Here is a 19,257-nt window from a genome sequence, read left to right on the forward strand (position 1 = left end):
TCAAGAAACGCCCGGCGGCGGCGGTCGAATACCGCCGTCGCACCGTCCGTGCCACACACCCACACGATTAATAGCCACAGCCCGCTAGTGTCCCTGATGGCCTGGGCCCCGGACGACAACAGCCGCGACTCGCTCTCCGAGCGCGACCGCGAGCTATTGGCCGCGATACGCGCCTGTGAGAGCCTCTCAGACCTGGCTCGTCTCACCGGGGCGGCCGACGAGCACGAGGCGTACTTCACGGCGAAAACGCAGTGGAAGGACCTCCGAAGACGCGAACTGGCCGCCCGAGCGGCGTCGACGGGACTCCCCGGGACCCGCGTCACGGTCGGTGGCCACGACTTCTTCGTCCACGGCATCACCCACGCCGGGACCGACGCGGAGCGTGCCTACCTGCGCGAGCACATCTCGGCGGCCCTCGAGGACGGCGCGGTCGTCTACTGCGAGCAGGGCATCCGCCAGCTCTACTTCGCCGACCTCGGGGTCTGCGAGATGGACGACTACCGCTGGGCGATGGCCCAGTCGGCCGAGCGCGGCCTCGACTCACACGTCCCGGACCGCGATGCACACGTCGGCGACCGCGCGCCCACGTCGTTCGACGGCGTCCGCGAGGAGATCGATTCGCTGGCGTCGCGGTTCAGGGTGGCCACGTTCGAACTCATCCACGACCACAGCGAGCACTACGGCGAGAACGTCGCATCGGCACTCGGCGACGTGGCGTCGGACTTCCTCCTGAGCCACGAGGATTTCGGGACCGGGGCCGGGTTCGAGGCGTTCCGGAAGAACCGACAGGCCGCGGCCGACCCGACCAGACTCGACGCCCTCCAGCGCTACTACGAGACCACGTTCCTCCCGCAACCCCTCGAGCGAGAGTGGTTGCGTCGGCACGACCCCGAACTCGAACTGGTCACCCACGCCCGGAACGAACGCATGGCCGACTACGCGGTCTACCACAACGAGGAGGCGACCGAGGTCCGGCTCGTCGTCGGCGCGGCACATCAGCCCGGCGTCCGGTACTACCTCGAACGGTTCCGTGACGGGGACCGCCGGGTCGACAGCTTCGAACTCGTGGAGTGACTCCCTGTGCGGGTGCCGTCGGTCGAATCGCCCCCATCACCCACCCATGTGAGGAGTTACCATGTAGCACTTGGACACCCGTACATACAAAGCAGGGTGTGAATGCCTGTAGACCGAAAAACTGTGGGCATGCCTTCTTTGGACAGGCAGAACGTGGGGGGACTCGCCGAAGAGTGGGCCGAGATCGAGCGGGCGCTCGACTCACCGGCTCGCAGGCGAGTGCTGTCCTATCTCCAGCAGACGGGGGAACCGACGACAGTCGACGAGCTGGTCGAGCACGTCGCCAAACACACTGGTGAGCAGCAATCGCGCATGTGGGGGCGACACGATGCAGACACCGCGCTTCGATGGGTCCACTTGCCGACGCTGTCGAAGGCCGAACTCGTCGACTGGGGGCCGGACGACGAGACCGTCGAGCTGAACGAGTACGCCCGGCAGCTGCCACTGTTCTCGCCGTTGAGCGACCGGGTCGTAGAGACGGACGACCCGAGCTGGGCCTGACACAAGGAGCCGTCGCGGGAGGGCCGACTCAGCGGTGAGTCCGCCCCGGTTTCCGGTTGATGTTCTTGTACGTCTCGAGCACCTCGTCGAACGCGTCGAGGTCCTGGCGAAGCTGGTCTTCGAGTTCGTCGACCCGTCGCCGAAGCTCGACGTACTCGGTGTTCGACTCCAGGACGTGAGGGCTGTGTTCGAACTCCAGCAACCGCTGCTTGGTCGCGAACTGGATGTACTCCTGGAGGTCGTCGCTGTGTGCCCTCGCGGTGAGTTGCTGTTCGATCGCAGAGACGAGGTCCGTGTGCTGGACCGGTTTACACAGGTAGTCGTCGAACGGGAGTTCGAGGATGTCGAAGTCCGGGTCGACCGCGGTGATGAGGATGATGCTCGTGTCGGTGTCGCGGTCGCGGATCCGTTCCAGTACCTCCTCGCCAGAGTACCCGGGCATCCGGCGGTCGAGCAACACCACGTCCACGTCGTCCAGCTTCGGGATGACCGGTTCGCCGTCGTACACCGTCTCTACGTCGTAGTCCGCGCGAAGCCACAGGGTGTACATGTTCGCGAGCTTCTCCTCGTCGTCGACGATGAGGATGGACGGGCGCTCGCTGTCGTCCGATGGCATGAGATACCAGTACGTGGACGTGTGCCCTGTTATACCTTTGTGCGGTCATCGCCGCCGGTAACCGTCGATAAAAGTGTGTCTACCCGTTCAGGCCGGGGACGCGTCGGAGTCGGTCTCCGTCTCGGTCTCGAGGTCGTCGGTTTCGACCTCCGACTCGACCTCCTTGTCCGTTCCCATAGCCTTGTTTCTACTCTCCTCGAGCTCTTGCTCGATCTCCTCTCGACCCTTCTGGAACTCACCCATCGCTTCACCGCTCGCACGCGCCAGCTTCGGGAGTTTGTCCGCCCCGAAGAGGAGAATCACGAGCAGGAATACGACGATGAGTTCGGGGCCACCGATCCCCCCGATGAACAGCGGTATTGTCATAATCCTATCACCCTCACATACGCCTGCAGAGAAGATAAGCATATTGGGTAAGTGATAGTTTTCCTGCTTTTTCGCTTACGTGATGGGTGCGAGTGACCGGTTAGCATATCACCGGTGTCTCACTGTTCCGCCGAACCCCTCGCCCGCCTGCCGTCTCCGGATGCACACCTTTACGTCACGGACGGTGTAACCGCGAGGTGACCCACGCGATGGAGAGCCAACACGTCTGCGCCGTCGGTGACGCCCGTGAGATGACTGCCGTCGACGACGCCGCGGTCGACCTCGTGGTCACCTCACCACCCTACCCGATGATAGAGCTGTGGGACGAGGCCTTCACGGACCTGAACCCGACCATCGGCGAGGCACTGGCCGCCGGTGACGGCGACCGGGCGTTCGACCTTATGCACGACGAACTGGCGGCCGTCTGGGACGAACTCGACCGGGTGGTCCGCCCCGGCGGCATCGTCTGCATCAACGTCGGTGACGCCACCCGCAGCATCGACGGCCACTTCTCGCAGTTCCCGAACCACGCCCGCATCGTCGAGCACATGACCGACCGCGGGTTCCGCCCACTGCCGGACGTGCTCTGGCGCAAGCCGACGAACAAGGCGAGCAAGTTCATGGGGTCGGGGATGCTCCCGACCAACGCCTACGTCACCCTCGAACACGAGTACGTCCTCGTGTTCCGCAAGGGCGACGGGACCCGCCAGTTCGAACCCGGCAGCGAGCGCCGCTACGAGAGCGCGTACTTCTGGGAGGAGCGCAACGAGTGGTTCTCGGACGTCTGGACCGACATCGCGGGCACGGTCCAGACCCGCCACGTCGACGACGCGATTCGAAACCGCTCTGCGGCCTACCCGCTCGCGATTCCCTACCGGCTGGTGAACATGTACTCCATCTACGGCGACACCGTCCTGGACCCGTTCTGGGGGACCGGGACGACGACCCTCGCCGCGATGCTGTCGGGTCGTGACTCCATCGGGTACGAACTCGACCCGGGCGTGGCAGGGGCGTTCGAGGACCGCCTCGACGACCTGCCCGAACGGTCGGAGACCGTCGTCGACCGGCGGCTCGACGCCCATCGCGAGTTCGTCGAAACGCGCCGCGCCGACGGCGACGAACCCGGCTACGAGGCCGAACACTACGACTTCCCGGTCGTGACGAAACAGGAGAAGGAGATCCGATTCTACGAGGTCGACGACGTCACGGAGACGGCCGATGGGTATCGCGTCACCCACGAGCCCCGGTAGGCGGGGTGAGATAGGGCAGGGCGGGGCAGGGCAAGGCAGGACGGCTCAGGGCCCGACTGGCCTCAGATGATGTACCACTGGCGCAGCAACACGCCGATGGCGTGGAAGGCCCGGAAGCCGAGTCCGAACGCGAGACTGGCCGGAATCGCGCCCGCGAGGGCGGCACGCTTCCAGTGCAGGCCGTGGACGATCATCAGCCCGAAGACGAGCAGCGTGGCCGCCCACAGCCCGAGTATCGCCCGCAGTCGCGGGTCCGGAATCCCCGCGAACAGGCAGGGAGCGCTGGCGTACCCGATTATCTGGACCGTCTCGCTCACCCCGGCGCGCTCGTTCGCGAGCGGGATGAGCACCAGGGTCTGCAGTGCCGCGATGAGGTGGAGCGCCGCCGGCGTGACCAGTAACACGGCGACCGCTAACCAGAGGACCGCCGACAGCGCCTCGCTCTCCGCGACGACGGGGTAGGCGTCCGAGACCAGCGCGAACCGGATGGCCTCCTCGAAGAGGACGACGACCATGGCGAACACCAGCCCGGGAGCCTGGTCACCGGGGGCGACGCCGGTCTCGAAGAACCGCCCCGGCCGCACCAGCACCTCCACCCACGCCCTCGCGAGGGCGACGGGTCCGCGGTCGCGACCGCCTTCCGGGTTCTCGGTCCACTGCGTCATCTAGTCGCTCCGGAGGACGTGACAGTTCCGACAGCGCGCCTCGTAGGACTCCTCGGCCCCGACGAGGATGGTCGGGTCGTCTTTGTGGGCCGGTTCGCCGTCGACGAGCCGCTGGTTCCGCGTGGCCGGTTCGCCGCACTTCGCACAGATGGCCTGGAACTTCTCGACGTACTCCGCCAGCGCCATCAGCTGGGGGACCGGGTCGAACGGTTCGCCCCGGTACGTCTGGTCCAGCCCGGAGACGACGACGCGGCGGCCGTCGTCGGCCAGGTACTCACAGACCTCGACCAGGGTCGAGTCGAAGAAGTTCGCCTCGTCGATGGCGACGACCTGTTCGCCGTTGAGGTGGTCGAGCAGGTCCCAGATCGCCTCGCCCTCGGACTCGATGGCGATGGCCTCCCAGGAGCGGCCCTCGTGGGAGCCGACGGTGTCCTCGCCGTAGCGGTCGTCGAGCGCCGGCGTGAAGACGGCGACCTCCTGGCCCGCGATCTCGGCGCGTCGGAGGCGACGGAGCATCTCCTCCGTCTTCCCGGAGAACATGCTCCCCGTGATGACCTCCACCCACCCACTGTTCGTGATGGCGTGCATAGGAATGTGCCCGATTCGGGACCGGAAAAGGGTTGCTGATTCGCGAAGTCGTCGCGCGAGTCACGAACCCCGACACCGGTTGTCGGTTTCTACCACGATACTTGCTAACCTATGCCGAACCGTTACCCTCGTTCGCGGCGTACTCCTCAGTGAAATGGGGGTAATTCGCATCTTCAGACTACTGAGTGGACTGGTCACGTTCACGCTCGTCGAGGTCGTCACGCTCGGCCTCTGGCTGGCGCTGGTCCTCGAAGAACCGCTGCTTGTCGACCTGCTGCCCGCGGGCGCGCCCGACGCGGCCATCCTGGCCGGTATCGTGCTCGTCGTCGGGCTGTTCCTCGAGGGGTTCGTCAACGACATCACCGCCAACGGGATTCGCCTGCGCATCCCGGTCGTCAAGATCGGGCTGTTCTCCATCACCGAAGCGGTCATCTGGGTCGTCTGGCTCCGCATCGCCCAGACGGTCGGCGGTCTCCGCGGTATCGCCCTCGCCGGCGTGTTCCTCGCGGTCATCTTCGTCCCACAGCACACCGTCGAGGACAACGTCCTCCGGGGTGAGGCCATCCTCTCGCGGCTCATCGCCCTCGGCACCGTGAGCTTCAGCGTCGTCGAAGCGGTCGGGGCGACGGTCTGGCTCGTGTTCGTCCTCGAACCGGCGCTCGTGGTGAGTAAGATACCCGCCGCCGTCCAGGCGTCCCTGCCGTCGCTCGTGCTCGACAACCTCGGGGTCGTCGGGCTGGCCGTCCTCGCAGGGTTCTTGCTGCTCGAACACACCATCGCCCTGCGGTTCGGGCTCCGGGGCACCCCGAACACCCAGACGGTCCGGCAGGCCGTCCTGGAATCGCTCGAATCGACCTCGGACTGACGTCCCCGGGTCGAACCGTCGCTACTCTGCGCCGACGTTCTCCTGGCTCTCGAAGGAGGCCGGGTCCGGTTCGATGTTGGCGTACTGCACCGCACGCTCGCCGAGCGTCCGGACGCGTTTCTCGAGCCCGTCGTCGACCAGGTCGCCGTCGTCGAACGCCTCGTAGGCGCTCGGAATCACTGCCTGGTGGGGGACCACCCAGGCGTTCAGCGCCCGACACACCGACCGGAGGTGTTCGAGCGCCGTCACGGGGAAGTGGCCACCTGCGACCGCGAGCAGCCCCACGGTCTTGTCCTCGAACTCGTCGAAACCACAGTAATCGAGCGCTGTCTTCAGCGGCGAGGAGTACGAGCCGTGGTACATCGGCGTCCCGAGAACGACCGCATCAGCCTCTTTGACCGCATTTTGCAACCTCGCAGCGTCACCAGCCTCGTCCTCGTCCGCGTCGAACACCGGCAGGTCGTACTCGCGGAGGTCGACCAGTTCCGTCGTGGCTCCGCTGTCCGCCGCCGCGTCGAGGACGTACTCGAGCGCGTTGCGGGTGTAGCTCTCGTCTCGAAGACTGCCACAGATAGCGATGACGTGGGTCTCGTCGGACATAGGCCAGTCGACGGCTGCCCCCGGTAAATAGAATTGGTCCACGGACCGGCGAGCGCCACCGACCGGTCCGGCTCAGAACTGGAACTCGGTCGCCTGTTCGCGGAACTCCTCGAACCGGTTCTCGGCCCAGCAGACGGCCTCATCCCGTGTGTTCCGGACGACCGCTTGCACGCCGTTCGGTGTGTAGACGCCGAAGCTCGCCTCCTCCGTGCCGTCGGCGTGTTCGACGAGTAGCAGGCCCAGCGGTGGGAGTTCGGAGATCTCGTAGAAGGTGACGTAGTCGGGGAAGCCGTGGGACATGTACTCGGCGTAGGTCGTCGCGAGTTCGGTGAACACGTCCCGTGTGAACACGAGCTGGACGTTCATCCCCGACTCGTGGATGCGCTCGTCGAACACCTCCACGTAGGCCGCGTGGGCCGCGGGCGAGACCCCACGGACCTTGACCGCGTTCGAGACGAGGTCGACCGTCTCCTGGATGGCCCGGTCCGGCGCGTGCATATCCGCCCTGGTCACGTCCGCACCGACCAGCACCTCCGGGTTGATGAGGTCACTCCGGGGGAGCATGTCCAGGACGTCGCGGGTCTCGGTGATCGCGTCCAGCGACTGCTGGCACGACTGGAACTCGTCGAACACCAGCTCCCCCGAGACGGTCAGTTCGTACCCGCAGTCGCCACGCTCGACGAGCGCTGCCGTCTCCAGCTCCCGGATCGCCCTGTCGACCGTCGACCTGGCGACACCGCAATCCTCCGCCAGCGCCGGCTTCTGCTTCGGTTCGTCCGCGAGTGACGACAGGAAGCGCCGCCGCTTCGCCACCAGCGAGAGCGTATTCTCACTCCGAAACCCCGCCATACCACCTACCAGTGGATGGGTTGACATACTTATTGTGGTAGATGGACGGCATCTGGCCACCGAATGGTAGTCTCTATCGAACTGTCGTCTCAGTCGAACTGTTCGGTCGGCCAACGGTTCGGGTGACTCCCACGACTGCTGGCGATTCGCCCGAACCCGGTCCCGAGAGGCGGTCGGCTGACGACGTTACGGCAGCCGACCGAGTTGCAGCTTCAGACAGCAGACCGACCCGCCGGCCTTCTGGAACTCCCCCGTCTCGACCGGGACAGGGCGATAGCCGGCGTCGGCGAGGACCTGCTCGGTCCGGGGGTTCCCCGCGCCGAGGACGACCGTCTCGCCGTCGATGCAGTGGCAGTTGCAGGCCAGCCCGTCCCGGGACTCCTCTCGAGGGACCGTGAGGACGCGCTCGAACATCGAGTGGATCGTCTGGAGCCCGTCGTCGGTGAACGCCTCGGGCTGGATGAGCACCGTCTTCTCGTCCAGTGGCGCGAAGCAGACGTCGAGGTGGTAGTAGTGCTCGCTCGTGAGTTCGAGCGTCACCACGGGCACGCCGAGACGAGCCGCGAGGTCGTCGTACACCGCCCGGTCCGTTCGGACGCCGTAGCCGCCCCAGAGCAGCTCCTTCCCGGGATGCCAGATGGCGTCGCCGGTCCCCTCGAACAGGTGCGGCGGCGCATCGAGCACGTCGTATCCCTGCTCGCGACACCAGGCCGCGAAGTGGGCCGGCTCCCCGGCACGCTCCTCGGTCGCCATCCGCGAGAGAATCACACCGGTGCCGTCGGGCGTCGCGAGCCCGTGGTTCGCACTGAACACCATGTCCGGCAGTCGTTCCGGGTCGACACCGGACTCGTCTCGCACCGCGTCCCACGTCTCGGCCGGGTCGAGCACCGTGACCGACGCAGCGCTCTGGTCGTAGATACGCTTCAGTTCCCGCCACTGGGCGAGGGCACGCTCGCCGTCGACCTCGCCACCCATGTAGGGGTTGATGTCGTAGTGAACGTCGAAGTACGTCGGTCGAACGAGGAGGACCGTGTCGTGCGCCGGACGATACGCGAGGTCGCCGAGGGACAGTGAACAGGGCTGGGCTTCGTCGAAGACTGCGGAGACGTTCGTGGACACGAACAGAATATTGGACTACTATTGTATAATTCCTGTGCTGATTAGAAGACATCCGGCAGCGGCAAAACGATAATATTGAACTATACAACCGTTTCTGAGGAGAATTCTGTTCGTTTGTTCGCTTTTCAGAACCGTTCGTCAGCATCTCCCGACGTGAGTGCTCGTCCCGCCCGCGTGCCCGGGTCGAAACCTCACCGCTGGAGGCGCGCGACCGCCTCCCCCTCGTCGTCGTCGACCTCGACCAGCCCGTCGTCGGTCAGGTCCGAGAGCAGCCCACGGAGCCACTCCCGGCCGTACTCGCCCTCGGCGGAATAATCGACGCGCACCCGGTGGCCGAGCGTGTCGAGCGCCAGTTCGTCGTACTCCCGCAGGGTCGAGACGACGCGCCCCCGGAACTGCCGCCGGCTCCCCTCGAAACTCGGCTGCGTCGGCACGTCGGGCGCGGTGAAATCCCCCGTCTCGTAGGCGTGACACACCGTCCGCCACGGGCAGCCCGCCTCGTCACAGCTGGGCGTCTTCTCGCAGGCCACCCCACCGAGCTCCATGATGGCGTTGTTCCACACCCGCGACTCGCCCTCGGGCATGAGTTCGCCCGCGGCCCACTCGAACGTCGAATCGTCGTCTGGCGCGTCGAAGGCACGATACAACACCCGTTTCACGTTCGTGTCGACCACGGCGTCACCGTTGTTGAACGCGAAGGAGGCCACCGCGTTGGCGGTGTACGGGCCAACGCCCATCAGCTCCTGGAGTTCGCCCGGGGTCTCGGGGAACTCGCCGCCGTACTCCTCGACGACCTGCTGGGCCGCCTCGTGGAGGTACTTGGCCCGGTTGTTGTACCCGAGCGAGTGGTCGGTCCAGAAGCCGACCACGTCGGCGCGGTCCGCCTCCGCCAGTGCCTCGACGGTCGGCCACTCCTCGAGGAAGTCGTGCCAGGCCTCCACGACCCTGCCGAGCTGGGTCTGCTGGCTCATCACCTCGGAGACGAGGATGCGGTAGGCATCGTCGGTCTCGCGCCACGGGAACTGGCGATGGTCCGCCTCGTACCACTCGATGAGCTGTCGCTGGACGGTTTCGAGGGTCACGTCGTCCGGGAACGACCAGTCGTCGGACTCGGTCATCTGTTGTGGGTCGCTTGGGAGGTGCCGGGTTTAGCCGTGCTGATTCGGATCGTACCGGCCGGCCGTCGACCGCGATTCCCTGCCCGCCTCAGCGGTCGAGCCGTGTGTCGCAGTAGGAGCAGGTGTCGCGCTCGGGCGGGTTCCGCGACCCGCAGTCGGGACAGTTCGTGGGCTCGTCGAAGTCGGTCGACTCGCCGACGTTCGTCTCGGTACCGGTCTCATCGGCGATGCGATGGTCGTAGATGACGCCACAGTCGTTGCACCGGGCGACGTTCTGGCCGTCCCAGGTGCTCCCGACGAACTCGCTTACGGCGCTCTGCTTGGGGACGCGGACGTTGACGGTCGTCGCCTCGGTACCGCCACAGACGGGACAGGGCATACTCGACCGACCATATTCTCGACAGGTCCTTAGTTGTAGTGCAGACAGGACACGAAACCGGCTTCCGTCTCCGTACCCTGCCACCACTCGATGAGCGACCTCGACGATCTGCAGACGGACGTGTCGGCGGCCTACGACGACCTCGACGACCTCGGCCTCGACTTCGACCGCGAGACCAAGATGGAGCTGGCGATGCTCTCGACCGCGCTGGGGACGGGCCAGCCAGAGGACCTGCTCCAGCGGGCGGTCCACATGCTGTTCCAGTCGACGGTCGACACCGGCAAGCTCGACTTCCACCTGCGCTCCGAGTACGACGTGACCTACGACGAGTACCTGAGCGGGATGACGTTCGACGAGATGACCGGCCAGAGCGCCTTCCCGCAGCAGCCCCAGGACGACGACCGGCGATACCAGTTCTGAGGTCTCGGGAACCCACCCCCATCAAAACGAGGTGGGCCACTCAGGGTCCGAGTTCATCGGCTGTTCCGTCGAACTAGCCCTATGGCCATCGAACCACGTCGGTTGGTCGAGATACCCGTCGGTGACGTAACACTCCCCGGCGAGCTCCGTGTGCCTGACGACGCGCTGGGGCTGGTCGTGTTCGCCCACGGGAGCGGGAGCAGTCGCCGGAGCCCGCGGAACAACGCGGTCGCGGAGAAGCTCCGCGACAACGGGCTGGGGACGTTGCTGTTCGACCTCCTGATACCCGAGGAGGACGTCGATCATCAGGCCCGCTTCGACATCGAGTTGCTGACCGACCGGCTCGTCGCGACGACGGACTGGCTGGGCGACAACGACGACGCCGCGGACCTCCCCATCGGCTACTTCGGGTCGAGTACGGGTGCTGCCGCCGCCCTGCGAGCCGCGGCGAAACGGCCGGCCGTGGCGGCGGTCGTCTCCCGCGGTGGGCGGGTCGACCTCGCGGCGGAGGCGATCCCGGCCGTCGAGTCCCCGACGTTCCTCATCGTCGGCGGGGAGGACGAACAGGTCCGGCAGCTCAACCAGGAGGTTTTCGACGAACTGGACTGCGATAAGGAGTTCGCGGTCGTCCCCCGCGCCGGACACCTGTTCGAGGGACCCGGACAGTTAGAAGAGGTGACCAAACTGGCGCTCGAGTGGTTCAGACGCCACTTCGAGTGAGGAAGGTCACTCCACGCAGCCGCTGCTGTTTTCGACCTTCGGAACGCCGCTTTCCTGGGTGCTGAGTACGGTTCTGAAACGCTTCTCGTTGCAGCCGGTCAGGTTCCAGGTGTATCTCGTGCTCCACTCGTCGCCGACGACCCGGACGTCGTACGGCCCGCCGGTGTTGTCGAACCGGACCGTGTCGCTGGTGCTCGCGGGGACGGTCTCCGAGACCTCGTCGAGCACCTGCCCGGACTCCCGGAGTTGGACGGTCACGGCCTCCGACTGGTCGGTCTGGTTGTTCACCTCGACGAACAGGGTGCCCGCCGGGGTCCCGTTGAGGGTCCCGGAGAACGAACAGCCTGCGAGACCGACCGCGAGGGGGACGGCTACCGTTTGCAGTAGCTGCCGGCGTGAGAGAGTCATGCCAGTACTATCGTTTCGTTAACACATCAATCCACCGTGGCGCGTGCTCGCAGTCGGCCCGACAGGGGGAATCCCCCACTACCGTTCGAGCAGCATCGCGATACCGCCACCGCCGCCGATACTCATGCCGACCACACCGTAGCGCTCCCCGGCGTCGTACAGGGCGTGGGCGAGGCTCGTCGCGAGCATCCCGCCCGACGCACCGATGGGGTGGCCCAGCGCGATGGCACCACCGCGGGGGTTGAGCTGTTCGTGCGAGATGTTCAACCGGTTCCTGACGTACAGCATCTGGGCGGCGAACGCCTCGTTGAGTTCGAAGTGGGCCACGTCGTCCGGCGTCAGCCCGTTCGCAGTCAGCAGGTCGTCGACGGCGTCGGCGACCGCCATCCCGAACCACTCCGGCTCGCGGTAGGCCACGGCGTAGTCGACCACGCGGGCGAGCGGTTCGCCGATGCTGTCGGCAACCTCCTCGCTGGCGAGCAGGACCACGCCCGCGCCGTCGCTCAGGTCCGAGGCGGTTCCGGCCGTGATGGTCCCCCCGAACGCGGGCGGCAGGTCGGCGAGCCGCTCCAGCGACGTGTCGGCCCGTGGACCGTGGTCCCGCGAGACCGTCCCATCGTCGGTCTCGACCGGGACGAGTTCCGGGTCGAACAGCCCGGACTCGACCGCGTTCGCGGCCCGACGGTGGCTCTCCAGGGCGTACTCGTCCTGGGCGGCTCGCGGGATGTCGAACCGGTCGACCAGACGCTCGGTCAGCACCCCCATGTGGGCGTCTTCGGTCTCGTCCCAGAGCGCGTCGCGGATCATCGAATCGACGAGCGTGGCGTCACCCATCCGCGTCCCGGTCCGGAGGCCAGAAAGCGTGTGCGGGGCGTTCGACATGGACTCGAAGCCGCCGGCGACCACCACGTCGTCGCGGCCGGCCGCGATGTGGTCGACGCCCTCGGCGATGGCACGCAGACCGGAGCCGGACGCCTCGTTCACCGTGGTCACCGGAACGGTCGCCGGGAGGCCGGCCGCCAGGGCGACCTGCCGACCGGGAACCTGCCCGAGGCCGGCCTGGATGGCGTTTCCGAGGACGACCCAGTCGACGGCGGTCGGGTCGATTCCGGTTCGGTCGACGAGACCCGAGACGGCGGTCGCACCGAGGTCGATGGCGGAGACGGACGCGAGCGCACCGAGGTAGTCACCGTGCGGGGTGCGCGCGCCGTCGACGAGGACGACACTCATGCAAGAAGTGGACGCGCCGGACGGAGAAAACCAGCTAGCTGTAGTACGACGGGGTGTTTACGAGGCGTCGCCGGAGCCGGCCGTCGTGGTGGGGGCCGTGTGCTCGGCGGCGTCGACCGCCTCGAGGAACACGTTCGCACCGATGTCTATCTCGCGCTCGGTCACGTCGAGCGGCGGGAGCAGGCGAAGGCTCTTGTAGCCACAGCCGAGTGTGAGCAGCCCGCGACCGAGTGCCTGCTTGATGACCTCCTCGCGACGGTCCTTGGTGTCGAACTCGACCGCGAACATCAGGCCGCGGCCGCGGATGTCGACGATGGAGTCCATGTCCGCGTCGGCGATTGTCTCCCACATCTGGCGACCGCGTTCGGTCGCGTTGTCGAGCAGGTCGTGCTCGTGGATGGCGTCGATGGTGGCCACACCCTGTGCGGCCGAGAGCACGTCACCCGCGCCCCAGGTCGAGGAGAGGCGGCCCTTCTCCTCCGGGAACACGTCGGAGCGCGAGATGGTCGCGCCGACGCGAAGCCCCTTCGCGCTCGTGATGACGTCCGGGGTGAGGTCGAGGTGGTCGACGGCCCACATCTTCCCGGTTCGGCCCATCCCGGCCTGGATCTCGTCGACGATGACGTAGATGCCGTGGTCGTGGCGGAGCTGTTCGAGGTCCTTGATGAAGGCGTCGTGGGGGACGCGGTAGCCACCCTCGCCCTGGACGGGTTCGAGGATGATGTAGGCGACCTCGTCCGGGTCGATGATGCCCGCGTCGGGGTCGAGCTTGTCCGCGAGGACGTTCCCACCGGGACCGTTGGTCTGCCACTTCTCGCGGTAGGCTTCTTCGGTCGAGATGTAGGGCACCGAGATGATGCCGGGGACCTCGGGGTAGCCCTTGCGGTGGATGGTCTTCGAGCGGTTCAGCGAGAGCGCGCCCAGGGTGCGGCCGTGGAACGCGCCGTCGAAGCAGACACCGCGGTGGCCGCGGCGGTTGTAGCAGATCTTGATGGCGTTCTCGACGGCCTCCGCGCCGGAGTTAGAGAGGAAGACGCGGTCCATGTCGTAGTGGTCCGTCGAGTCGATGAGGCGGTCCATCAGCTGCGTCGGGGAGGGAATCTCCGGGTCCTCCGGCGGCCAGCCACCGCTGGCGTAGAAGTCCTGTCCGGCGATCTTGATGGGGTCGATGAGGTCGAACTCGGAGAGCCGGTCCATGACCTTCGGGTTGTTGTACCCGAGCGGGGCGGCGGCGACGTGGCTCGTGAAGTCCATGAGGACGTTGCCGTCGACGTCGGTACAGAACGGACCCTCTGCGTCGGCAGTGATGTCCCAGACGAAGTCGTAGACGTAGGTACTCGGCGCGGAGAACTGATGGTGGTACTCCACCCATTCCTGTGCCTTCGAACCGGGCATGTGGTCTACCCGGGGCTCGGCCGTGTGTCGGTCCATGTCCCCCTGTAAGGAAAGGCCCCCTTTAATACGTTCGTTGTTTGGCGCAATTACTACGAGAGGGGCTGGCGATACTCAGGCTGTCAGGACGACCAGGGCGGTCACCACGCCGCCTGCCGTCACCAACACCGCGCTGTAGACGGCGACGCGTCGGGAGAACGACCGGTTCGGGCTCACGGCCGTCAGTCCCGCCTTGACCACGACCGAGGAGGCGGTCGCGAGCAGGACCGACAGCACTGTCGTCTCCGCACTCAGCGTCCCACCGCGGAACAGCAACACCGCGGAGGTGGTCGCACCAGCACTGGAGACCAGACCCGAGGCCACCGCGGTGGCGAGGAAGCCGGCTGCCCCGAACTGTGCGTTCGCCACCGACCCGACGACGAGCACCGCGAGGAACATCCCGCCGAAACCGAGCGCGTACCGGAGCGAGAACGGACTGTCGAGCGTGATGTCGACGTTCTCCGACCAGTCCGCAGTGAACGCCGCGACCACGATACCCGTGACGATGACGGCGACGAGCGGGGCCGTCGCGTCGACGAGCACACCGCGCGAGAAGGTGAAGGCGACCACGATGAGGAGGTTCCGCAGCGCCATCGCCGCGTCCGCGAGGAGGATGGCCGCCGCAGCGTAGGAGACGGCCTCCCTGTTCTGTCGAACGTGGTCGAGCATGGTCCCGACGACCGCGGTCGACGACGCGAGGCCGCCGAAGAACCCGGTGACTGCGATGCCGCGTCCCCCGTACAGCTGGACGATGACGTAGTTGAGGATGCCGATGCCCGCGACCGTGACGACCATCAGCCAGACCACGCGGGGCTCGATGGTGAGCGAGTCGAGCCCGAGCAAGGGGAAGCTGTACTCTCGTTCGCCCGCCGGCAGCAACGGGTACACCACGAACGCGAGGATAGCGAACTCTGCGCCGGAGCGGACCTCCTCTCGCGAGAGGTTCTCGGCGAACGAGTGCAACTCGCGCTTGAGCACCAGCACCAGCGACGAGAGGACGGCGACGGCGACGCCCTCGATGACGAGGTCACTCGCGACCAGCGCACCGACCCCGTACGCCACGAGCATCGAGGTCGACGTGGTCAGCGCGAGACCGTCTTCGCCGCCCGAGAGCAGGCCCCTGACCGCGAGCAACACCCCCTGGGCGATTATCAACAGGCCGCCGACGAACAGGAGCGGCCACCCGTACGTCGTCTGTGCCGCTAATAATGTGAACACCGCGCCCGCGAGACTGATGAGCGAGAAGGTCCGAATACCGGCAGACTTCTGTGACCACTCGCGTTCCAGCCCGAGGAACAATCCAAGCGCTCCGGCGAGTACGAGCCGGACCACCTGGCTGTCGATGGCCGCAGTCGGCGATTGTTGGAGGACTGGTTCCACTGCAGGGCCTTCACGCACCGGGGACTTATTTCCTTACGTTGGGGTTCCAGAACCACGACAGGTTTTTACCGGTACGCGACGCGAGAATCAACATGCTCGGCGGTTTCGATATCGGCCGGTCACGCGCCCCCTGGTGGGCCATCGCAGCCCTCCTGGCCGGGGCGCTCCTGTTCGTCCTGTACTCCTTTATCGGGACGTTCGTCTTCGGTATCTTCATCTACTACGCCACGCGCCCGGTGTATCGACGGCTCAAACGCCGCATCAGACCACCCAGCCTCGCCGCCACCGTCGCCATCTTCACGCTCGCCCTCCCGTTCTTGCTGTTGCTGGCGTACACGATGGCGATCGCACTGCAGGAGGTCGACGCGTTCACCAAGAGCCTCCAGGAACAACAGGAGAACGGCGGGACGCTCGGGGAGTTCCAGAAGATACTCGACCCGTACATCACGCTCGCCAACGACGTCCAGAACCCACAGGACCTCCTGACGAACCAGGAGGGGCTGAGCGTGCTGACCGACGTCCTCAACAACAGCCAGCAGTTCATCGGCATCGTCGGGACGGGGGCGCTTCACCTGTTCATCATGATCGCGCTGGCGTTCTACCTCCTCCGGGACGGCCACAAGCTCTCGCGGTGGTTCATGTCGACGTTCGGCGACGACCGGGGTGTCCTGCGTGCCTACCTCACCGCCGTCGACCGCGACTTCCGGAACATCTTCTTCGGGAACATACTGAACGCGTTTCTGACCGGTGTCATCGGGGCACTCTCGTACAGCGTCCTGAACGTGTACGCACCGACCGGCAATCTGGCCATCCCGTACGCGGCCCTCGTCGGCCTGCTCGCGGGTGCGGCGAGCCTCATCCCGGTCGTGGGCATGAAGCTCGTCTACTTCCCCGTCTCCGGCTGGCTGTTCTTCCAGGCGTTCTCGACGGAGCAGTCCGGCCTGCTCTGGTTCCCCATCCTGTTCGTCGCGGTCTCGTTCGTCATCGTTGACGTCATCCCGGACCTCGTCCTGCGCCCGTACGTCTCGGGCCGGAACCTCCACGTGGGCGCGGTGATGTTCGCGTACATCTTCGGGCCGCTCCTGTTCGGCTGGTACGGCATCTTCCTCGGGCCGATGATCCTCGTGCTGTCGGTCCACTTCGCGAAGCTCGTCCTGCCCGAACTGTTGCACTCCGAGAAGCTCCAGCCCTACGCCGTCGACCCGACCTACTTCACGCCGGGCGACGAGGCCGCCGTCACCGACGTCTCGGCCGCGACGCGCCACAGCGCCGATTCGGACGTCACGCCGACCGACGGCGGCCACGATGGGGAACACGCAGAGCCCGTACTCGGTGAGGCGGACGAAGACGAGGAGTAGTCACTCGAGGGGTTCGCCATCGCGCGGACAGTACTCGTAGCCGGGGTCGGTCGTCCGGAAACCACAGCGTGGACAGGTCCGTCCTTCGGGTTCCCGGGACCCGTCACCACGACGGAACAGGAAGGGGACGAACGGCAGGAACAGGAACACTGCAAGGGTCTCGAAGTACCACCAGAGCGCCGCCGTGATGACCAGGCTCGCGAGGACGCCGGCGAGCAGCGTCAGGATACGTCGGTCCATCCGGTAGTCGGTCGGGGTCTGGTGCAGAAAATCGTTACGCGACGCCCCGGTGACGTCGTCAGGCTTCCGCTTCGACGTACTGGCCCTCCCAGTCGCTGCGGGCCTCGATCTCCCGGCGCCCACGACGGGTCAGGACGTAGTAGTTCGTGCGTCGGTCCCGCTGGCCTTTCTCGATGAGTCCCTTGTCGACGAGTGTGTCGAGGTTGGGGTAGAGGCGACCGTGGTGGATCTCCTTCTCGTAGTACTGCTCGAGCTCTTCTTTGATTGCCAGTCCGTGCGGTTCTTCTTTCCCGGCGATGACATACAACAAGTCTCGCTGGAATCCTGTCAGGTCGTGCATTGGAAAGGTACAAGAGACCCTTGAACACCAGATACAATAAACATGTCGGCCAAGACCGCCGTATTGATATAAAAATCTTGGCTTGACATCCTTGCCATTGGACACAATCGATAATCACTCCGACATATTGTGTACTGTGATACACAAAATTATTCGACATGTTTGATTCAGAGTCTGTTCCTCGCCTAGGGGTATTTATCCCGGCTGCTCACGTAGGCACGACTATGCCAGAAGAAGTGCTGTTCAAGTCCGAATCGGAACAGACCCGCAGCGACATCGCCGCGATGCTCCGCAACGTGGCGGACAAGCTGGACTCCGGTGACCCGATCACCCTGACCGCCGGCCAGCAGTCGGTGACGCTCGACCCCCCGGCCCGGCCGACGTTCGAGGTCAAGGCCGAACGCGAGACCTCCACGGGCGCGACCGAGGGCGAACTCAGCATCGAGTTCGAGCTCGAGTGGGACGAACGCGCGAGCGACGACGGCGAGTTGCAGATCGAGTGAGCCCGCGCTGACGGACTCGCCCCACCGACTTTTTCATCGACCCGTCGCTGTCCGAAACACGTACTCCGGAGAATCGCGGCGGAACGCACCGCTCGCTGTCGAGTTGTCGTACGAAACAGGAAAGCAGACCACGCGGGATAAAAGCCCGCGTGGTCGCTTGCCGCCCTGAATTGGTCCCCGCTGACGCTTCGGCCCTCCAAGCGAAGCGTCACTTGACTCATGCCACCGGAGTATCTTAAAGGTACCGACAGCGGCGAGTGCACGGTCTTGTGAGCGAGGTCAGAATCGCAGAGGGCGGCGTCGTCGAGAGCGGTGCACGGCTGTCTACACGGGGATTCAGCGTCGTGACTCCTCAGACTGGGTGCAGGCCGCAAAAATCGAGCGAAATTCTCAGTTGAGGATGGACTGGGCGATGGTCGCGAGCTGCCCGTTGTCGGCGTCGCGCAGGCGGTCGTCGCCGATCTTCAGGCGAAGGCGCGGGCGACCGACGTCGATGGGGACCTTCTCCGTGTCGATGAGGCCCATGTCCTCGAGCTTGGTCTTCGTGCGGGAGAACGTCGCCTTCGAGGCGATGCCGACGTCCTCGCCCCACTTGCTGATGTCGTACAGTAGGGCTTCGTTCTTCGCCGCGACGAGCAGCGAGATGGTGACCTCGTCGAGGCCCTCGCCGTCACCACGGGCGGTCTCCAGCGAGTCGAGGATGTTCGAGAAGTCGTCCTCGGCCTCGGGGCTGATGTCGGTCTCGAGCGTCTGGCGGACGCGGCTGATCGGCGGCGTGCGGAGCTTGAACTCGGCCGCGTCGTCCCACGCGGTCATGTAGGCGTCGTACGCCGTCGAGACGAACTCGTCGTCGTCCGTCGTCAGGCCGCCGACGCGGTTGCCGGCGGTGACGAGCGCGACGACGCTGTCCTCGGTCACGAGCAGGGAGTTCTCCGGGGTCTCCTCGACGGTACGGAGCGCGAGTGCGCCCTGGTCGATGAGGTCGGCCGCGTTCGAGGCGACGATGAAGTCGTCCATGACGTCCTTGAGGGTGCGCTCGTCGGCGAGCATGTGGACCGACGGCAGGTCGCCCTCGAAGCGGGTCGCCACACGGACGAACTCCTCGATGGCATCGGCCGACGGATTGACCACGAGAACGTTCCCCGTGGCATCTTCCAGCACACTACCGAGGATATCGTCAATTTGTCTGTCTAGTAAATTCGAAGTCATGCCTATACACAACAAAACGCGGTTTAGA

At 65.8% G+C, this 19,257-nt stretch carries 24 protein-coding genes; 8 read left to right on the top strand and 16 right to left on the bottom strand.

The features are described from left to right. Nucleotides 1-96 precede the first annotated feature (96 nt). Together N6C22_RS15110 and N6C22_RS15115 are read left to right on the top strand one after the other, a co-directional pair. Entirely contained in the window at nt 97-1,074 is a 978-nt protein-coding gene (locus N6C22_RS15110) for a hypothetical protein (protein ID WP_261651954.1), read from the top strand. A gap of 153 nt (nt 1,075-1,227) precedes the next feature. Then, nucleotides 1,228-1,575: a hypothetical protein gene (locus N6C22_RS15115; RefSeq protein ID WP_261651955.1), complete on the top strand. Its 348-nt coding sequence runs from the start codon at nt 1,228-1,230 to the stop codon at nt 1,573-1,575. A gap of 28 nt (nt 1,576-1,603) precedes the next feature. Here N6C22_RS15115 and N6C22_RS15120 read toward each other — a convergent pair whose 3' ends face one another. Both N6C22_RS15120 and N6C22_RS15125 read right to left on the bottom strand, forming a co-directional pair. Next, on the bottom strand, nt 1,604-2,191 hold the full coding sequence (locus N6C22_RS15120) for a response regulator transcription factor (protein WP_261651956.1): 588 nt from the start codon (nt 2,189-2,191) through the stop codon (nt 1,604-1,606). A gap of 87 nt (nt 2,192-2,278) precedes the next feature. Beyond that, on the bottom strand, nt 2,279-2,557 hold the full coding sequence (locus tag N6C22_RS15125) for a twin-arginine translocase TatA/TatE family subunit (protein WP_261651957.1): 279 nt from the start codon (nt 2,555-2,557) through the stop codon (nt 2,279-2,281). A gap of 209 nt (nt 2,558-2,766) precedes the next feature. Here N6C22_RS15125 and N6C22_RS15130 point away from each other — a divergent pair, with 209 nt between their 5' ends. Continuing rightward, nucleotides 2,767-3,807 carry a site-specific DNA-methyltransferase gene (locus N6C22_RS15130; RefSeq protein ID WP_261652570.1) on the top strand — a complete coding sequence of 347 codons (1,041 nt, stop codon included), beginning with the start codon at nt 2,767-2,769 and terminating at the stop codon, nt 3,805-3,807. A 62-nt stretch (nt 3,808-3,869) separates the two neighbouring features. Here N6C22_RS15130 and N6C22_RS15135 read toward each other — a convergent pair whose 3' ends face one another. Continuing rightward, the gene (locus tag N6C22_RS15135) at nt 3,870-4,472 is read right to left on the bottom strand and encodes a YIP1 family protein (protein WP_261651958.1); all 603 of its coding nucleotides are present in this window, start codon (nt 4,470-4,472) and stop codon (nt 3,870-3,872) included. After that, entirely contained in the window at nt 4,473-5,060 is a 588-nt protein-coding gene (locus N6C22_RS15140; protein ID WP_261651959.1) for a thymidine kinase, read from the bottom strand. Between the two features lie 154 nt (nt 5,061-5,214). Here N6C22_RS15140 and N6C22_RS15145 point away from each other — a divergent pair, with 154 nt between their 5' ends. Further along, nucleotides 5,215-5,925: a hypothetical protein gene (locus N6C22_RS15145; RefSeq protein ID WP_261651960.1), complete on the top strand. Its 711-nt coding sequence runs from the start codon at nt 5,215-5,217 to the stop codon at nt 5,923-5,925. A 21-nt stretch (nt 5,926-5,946) separates the two neighbouring features. Here N6C22_RS15145 and N6C22_RS15150 read toward each other — a convergent pair whose 3' ends face one another. The 5 genes from N6C22_RS15150 to N6C22_RS15170 form a co-directional block, all read right to left on the bottom strand. Then, nucleotides 5,947-6,525, bottom strand: coding sequence for an NADPH-dependent FMN reductase (locus tag N6C22_RS15150; protein WP_261651961.1), 579 nt, complete (start codon nt 6,523-6,525; stop codon nt 5,947-5,949). 72 nt (nt 6,526-6,597) lie between these two features. After that, on the bottom strand, nt 6,598-7,374 hold the full coding sequence (locus tag N6C22_RS15155) for a winged helix-turn-helix domain-containing protein (protein WP_261651962.1): 777 nt from the start codon (nt 7,372-7,374) through the stop codon (nt 6,598-6,600). A 186-nt stretch (nt 7,375-7,560) separates the two neighbouring features. After that, nucleotides 7,561-8,493 carry an arginine deiminase-related protein gene (locus tag N6C22_RS15160; protein WP_261651963.1) on the bottom strand — a complete coding sequence of 311 codons (933 nt, stop codon included), beginning with the start codon at nt 8,491-8,493 and terminating at the stop codon, nt 7,561-7,563. Between the two features lie 191 nt (nt 8,494-8,684). Next, nucleotides 8,685-9,611, bottom strand: coding sequence for an A/G-specific adenine glycosylase (locus tag N6C22_RS15165; protein WP_261651964.1), 927 nt, complete (start codon nt 9,609-9,611; stop codon nt 8,685-8,687). Between the two features lie 88 nt (nt 9,612-9,699). Beyond that, entirely contained in the window at nt 9,700-9,990 is a 291-nt protein-coding gene (locus N6C22_RS15170; RefSeq protein ID WP_261651965.1) for a hypothetical protein, read from the bottom strand. A 90-nt stretch (nt 9,991-10,080) separates the two neighbouring features. Here N6C22_RS15170 and N6C22_RS15175 point away from each other — a divergent pair, with 90 nt between their 5' ends. Beyond that, on the top strand, nt 10,081-10,410 hold the full coding sequence (locus tag N6C22_RS15175) for a hypothetical protein (protein ID WP_261651966.1): 330 nt from the start codon (nt 10,081-10,083) through the stop codon (nt 10,408-10,410). 81 nt (nt 10,411-10,491) lie between these two features. After that, nucleotides 10,492-11,130 carry a dienelactone hydrolase family protein gene (locus N6C22_RS15180; RefSeq protein ID WP_261651967.1) on the top strand — a complete coding sequence of 213 codons (639 nt, stop codon included), beginning with the start codon at nt 10,492-10,494 and terminating at the stop codon, nt 11,128-11,130. 6 nt (nt 11,131-11,136) lie between these two features. Here the strand turns inward: N6C22_RS15180 and N6C22_RS15185 are convergent, their stop codons facing one another. The 4 genes from N6C22_RS15185 to N6C22_RS15200 all read right to left on the bottom strand — a co-directional run bounded on the left by N6C22_RS15185 (nt 11,137) and on the right by N6C22_RS15200 (nt 15,579). Continuing rightward, entirely contained in the window at nt 11,137-11,538 is a 402-nt protein-coding gene (locus N6C22_RS15185; RefSeq protein ID WP_261651968.1) for a hypothetical protein, read from the bottom strand. A 78-nt stretch (nt 11,539-11,616) separates the two neighbouring features. Continuing rightward, entirely contained in the window at nt 11,617-12,768 is a 1,152-nt protein-coding gene (locus N6C22_RS15190) for a thiolase family protein (protein ID WP_261651969.1), read from the bottom strand. A gap of 57 nt (nt 12,769-12,825) precedes the next feature. Next, the gene (locus N6C22_RS15195) at nt 12,826-14,199 is read right to left on the bottom strand and encodes an aminotransferase class III-fold pyridoxal phosphate-dependent enzyme (protein WP_261651970.1); all 1,374 of its coding nucleotides are present in this window, start codon (nt 14,197-14,199) and stop codon (nt 12,826-12,828) included. Between the two features lie 75 nt (nt 14,200-14,274). Then, nucleotides 14,275-15,579 (bottom strand): MgtC/SapB family protein, encoded by a 1,305-nt coding sequence (locus N6C22_RS15200; RefSeq protein ID WP_261651971.1) that lies wholly within the window; start codon nt 15,577-15,579, stop codon nt 14,275-14,277. 92 nt (nt 15,580-15,671) lie between these two features. On the opposite strand from N6C22_RS15200, the gene N6C22_RS15205 reads away from it, so the two are divergent. Continuing rightward, nucleotides 15,672-16,937: an AI-2E family transporter gene (locus N6C22_RS15205; RefSeq protein ID WP_261651972.1), complete on the top strand. Its 1,266-nt coding sequence runs from the start codon at nt 15,672-15,674 to the stop codon at nt 16,935-16,937. On the opposite strand, the gene N6C22_RS15210 is transcribed toward N6C22_RS15205, so the two are convergent. Both N6C22_RS15210 and N6C22_RS15215 read right to left on the bottom strand, forming a co-directional pair. Next, the gene (locus tag N6C22_RS15210) at nt 16,938-17,177 is read right to left on the bottom strand and encodes a hypothetical protein (RefSeq protein WP_261651973.1); all 240 of its coding nucleotides are present in this window, start codon (nt 17,175-17,177) and stop codon (nt 16,938-16,940) included. A gap of 58 nt (nt 17,178-17,235) precedes the next feature. After that, nucleotides 17,236-17,517 carry a PadR family transcriptional regulator gene (locus N6C22_RS15215; protein WP_261651974.1) on the bottom strand — a complete coding sequence of 94 codons (282 nt, stop codon included), beginning with the start codon at nt 17,515-17,517 and terminating at the stop codon, nt 17,236-17,238. Nucleotides 17,518-17,741: 224 nt separating this feature from the next. Here N6C22_RS15215 and N6C22_RS15220 point away from each other — a divergent pair, with 224 nt between their 5' ends. Then, a complete protein-coding gene (locus tag N6C22_RS15220; protein ID WP_261651975.1) occupies nt 17,742-18,020 on the top strand; it encodes an amphi-Trp domain-containing protein in 279 nt (92 codons plus the stop codon). Nucleotides 18,021-18,410: 390 nt separating this feature from the next. Here the strand turns inward: N6C22_RS15220 and N6C22_RS15225 are convergent, their stop codons facing one another. Continuing rightward, a complete protein-coding gene (locus N6C22_RS15225; protein WP_261651976.1) occupies nt 18,411-19,229 on the bottom strand; it encodes a transcriptional regulator TbsP in 819 nt (272 codons plus the stop codon). Nucleotides 19,230-19,257 lie beyond the last annotated feature (28 nt).

It is taken from the genome of Haloarchaeobius sp. HME9146, from assembly GCF_025399835.1.
Classification (GTDB): Archaea; Halobacteriota; Halobacteria; order Halobacteriales; family Natrialbaceae; genus Haloarchaeobius.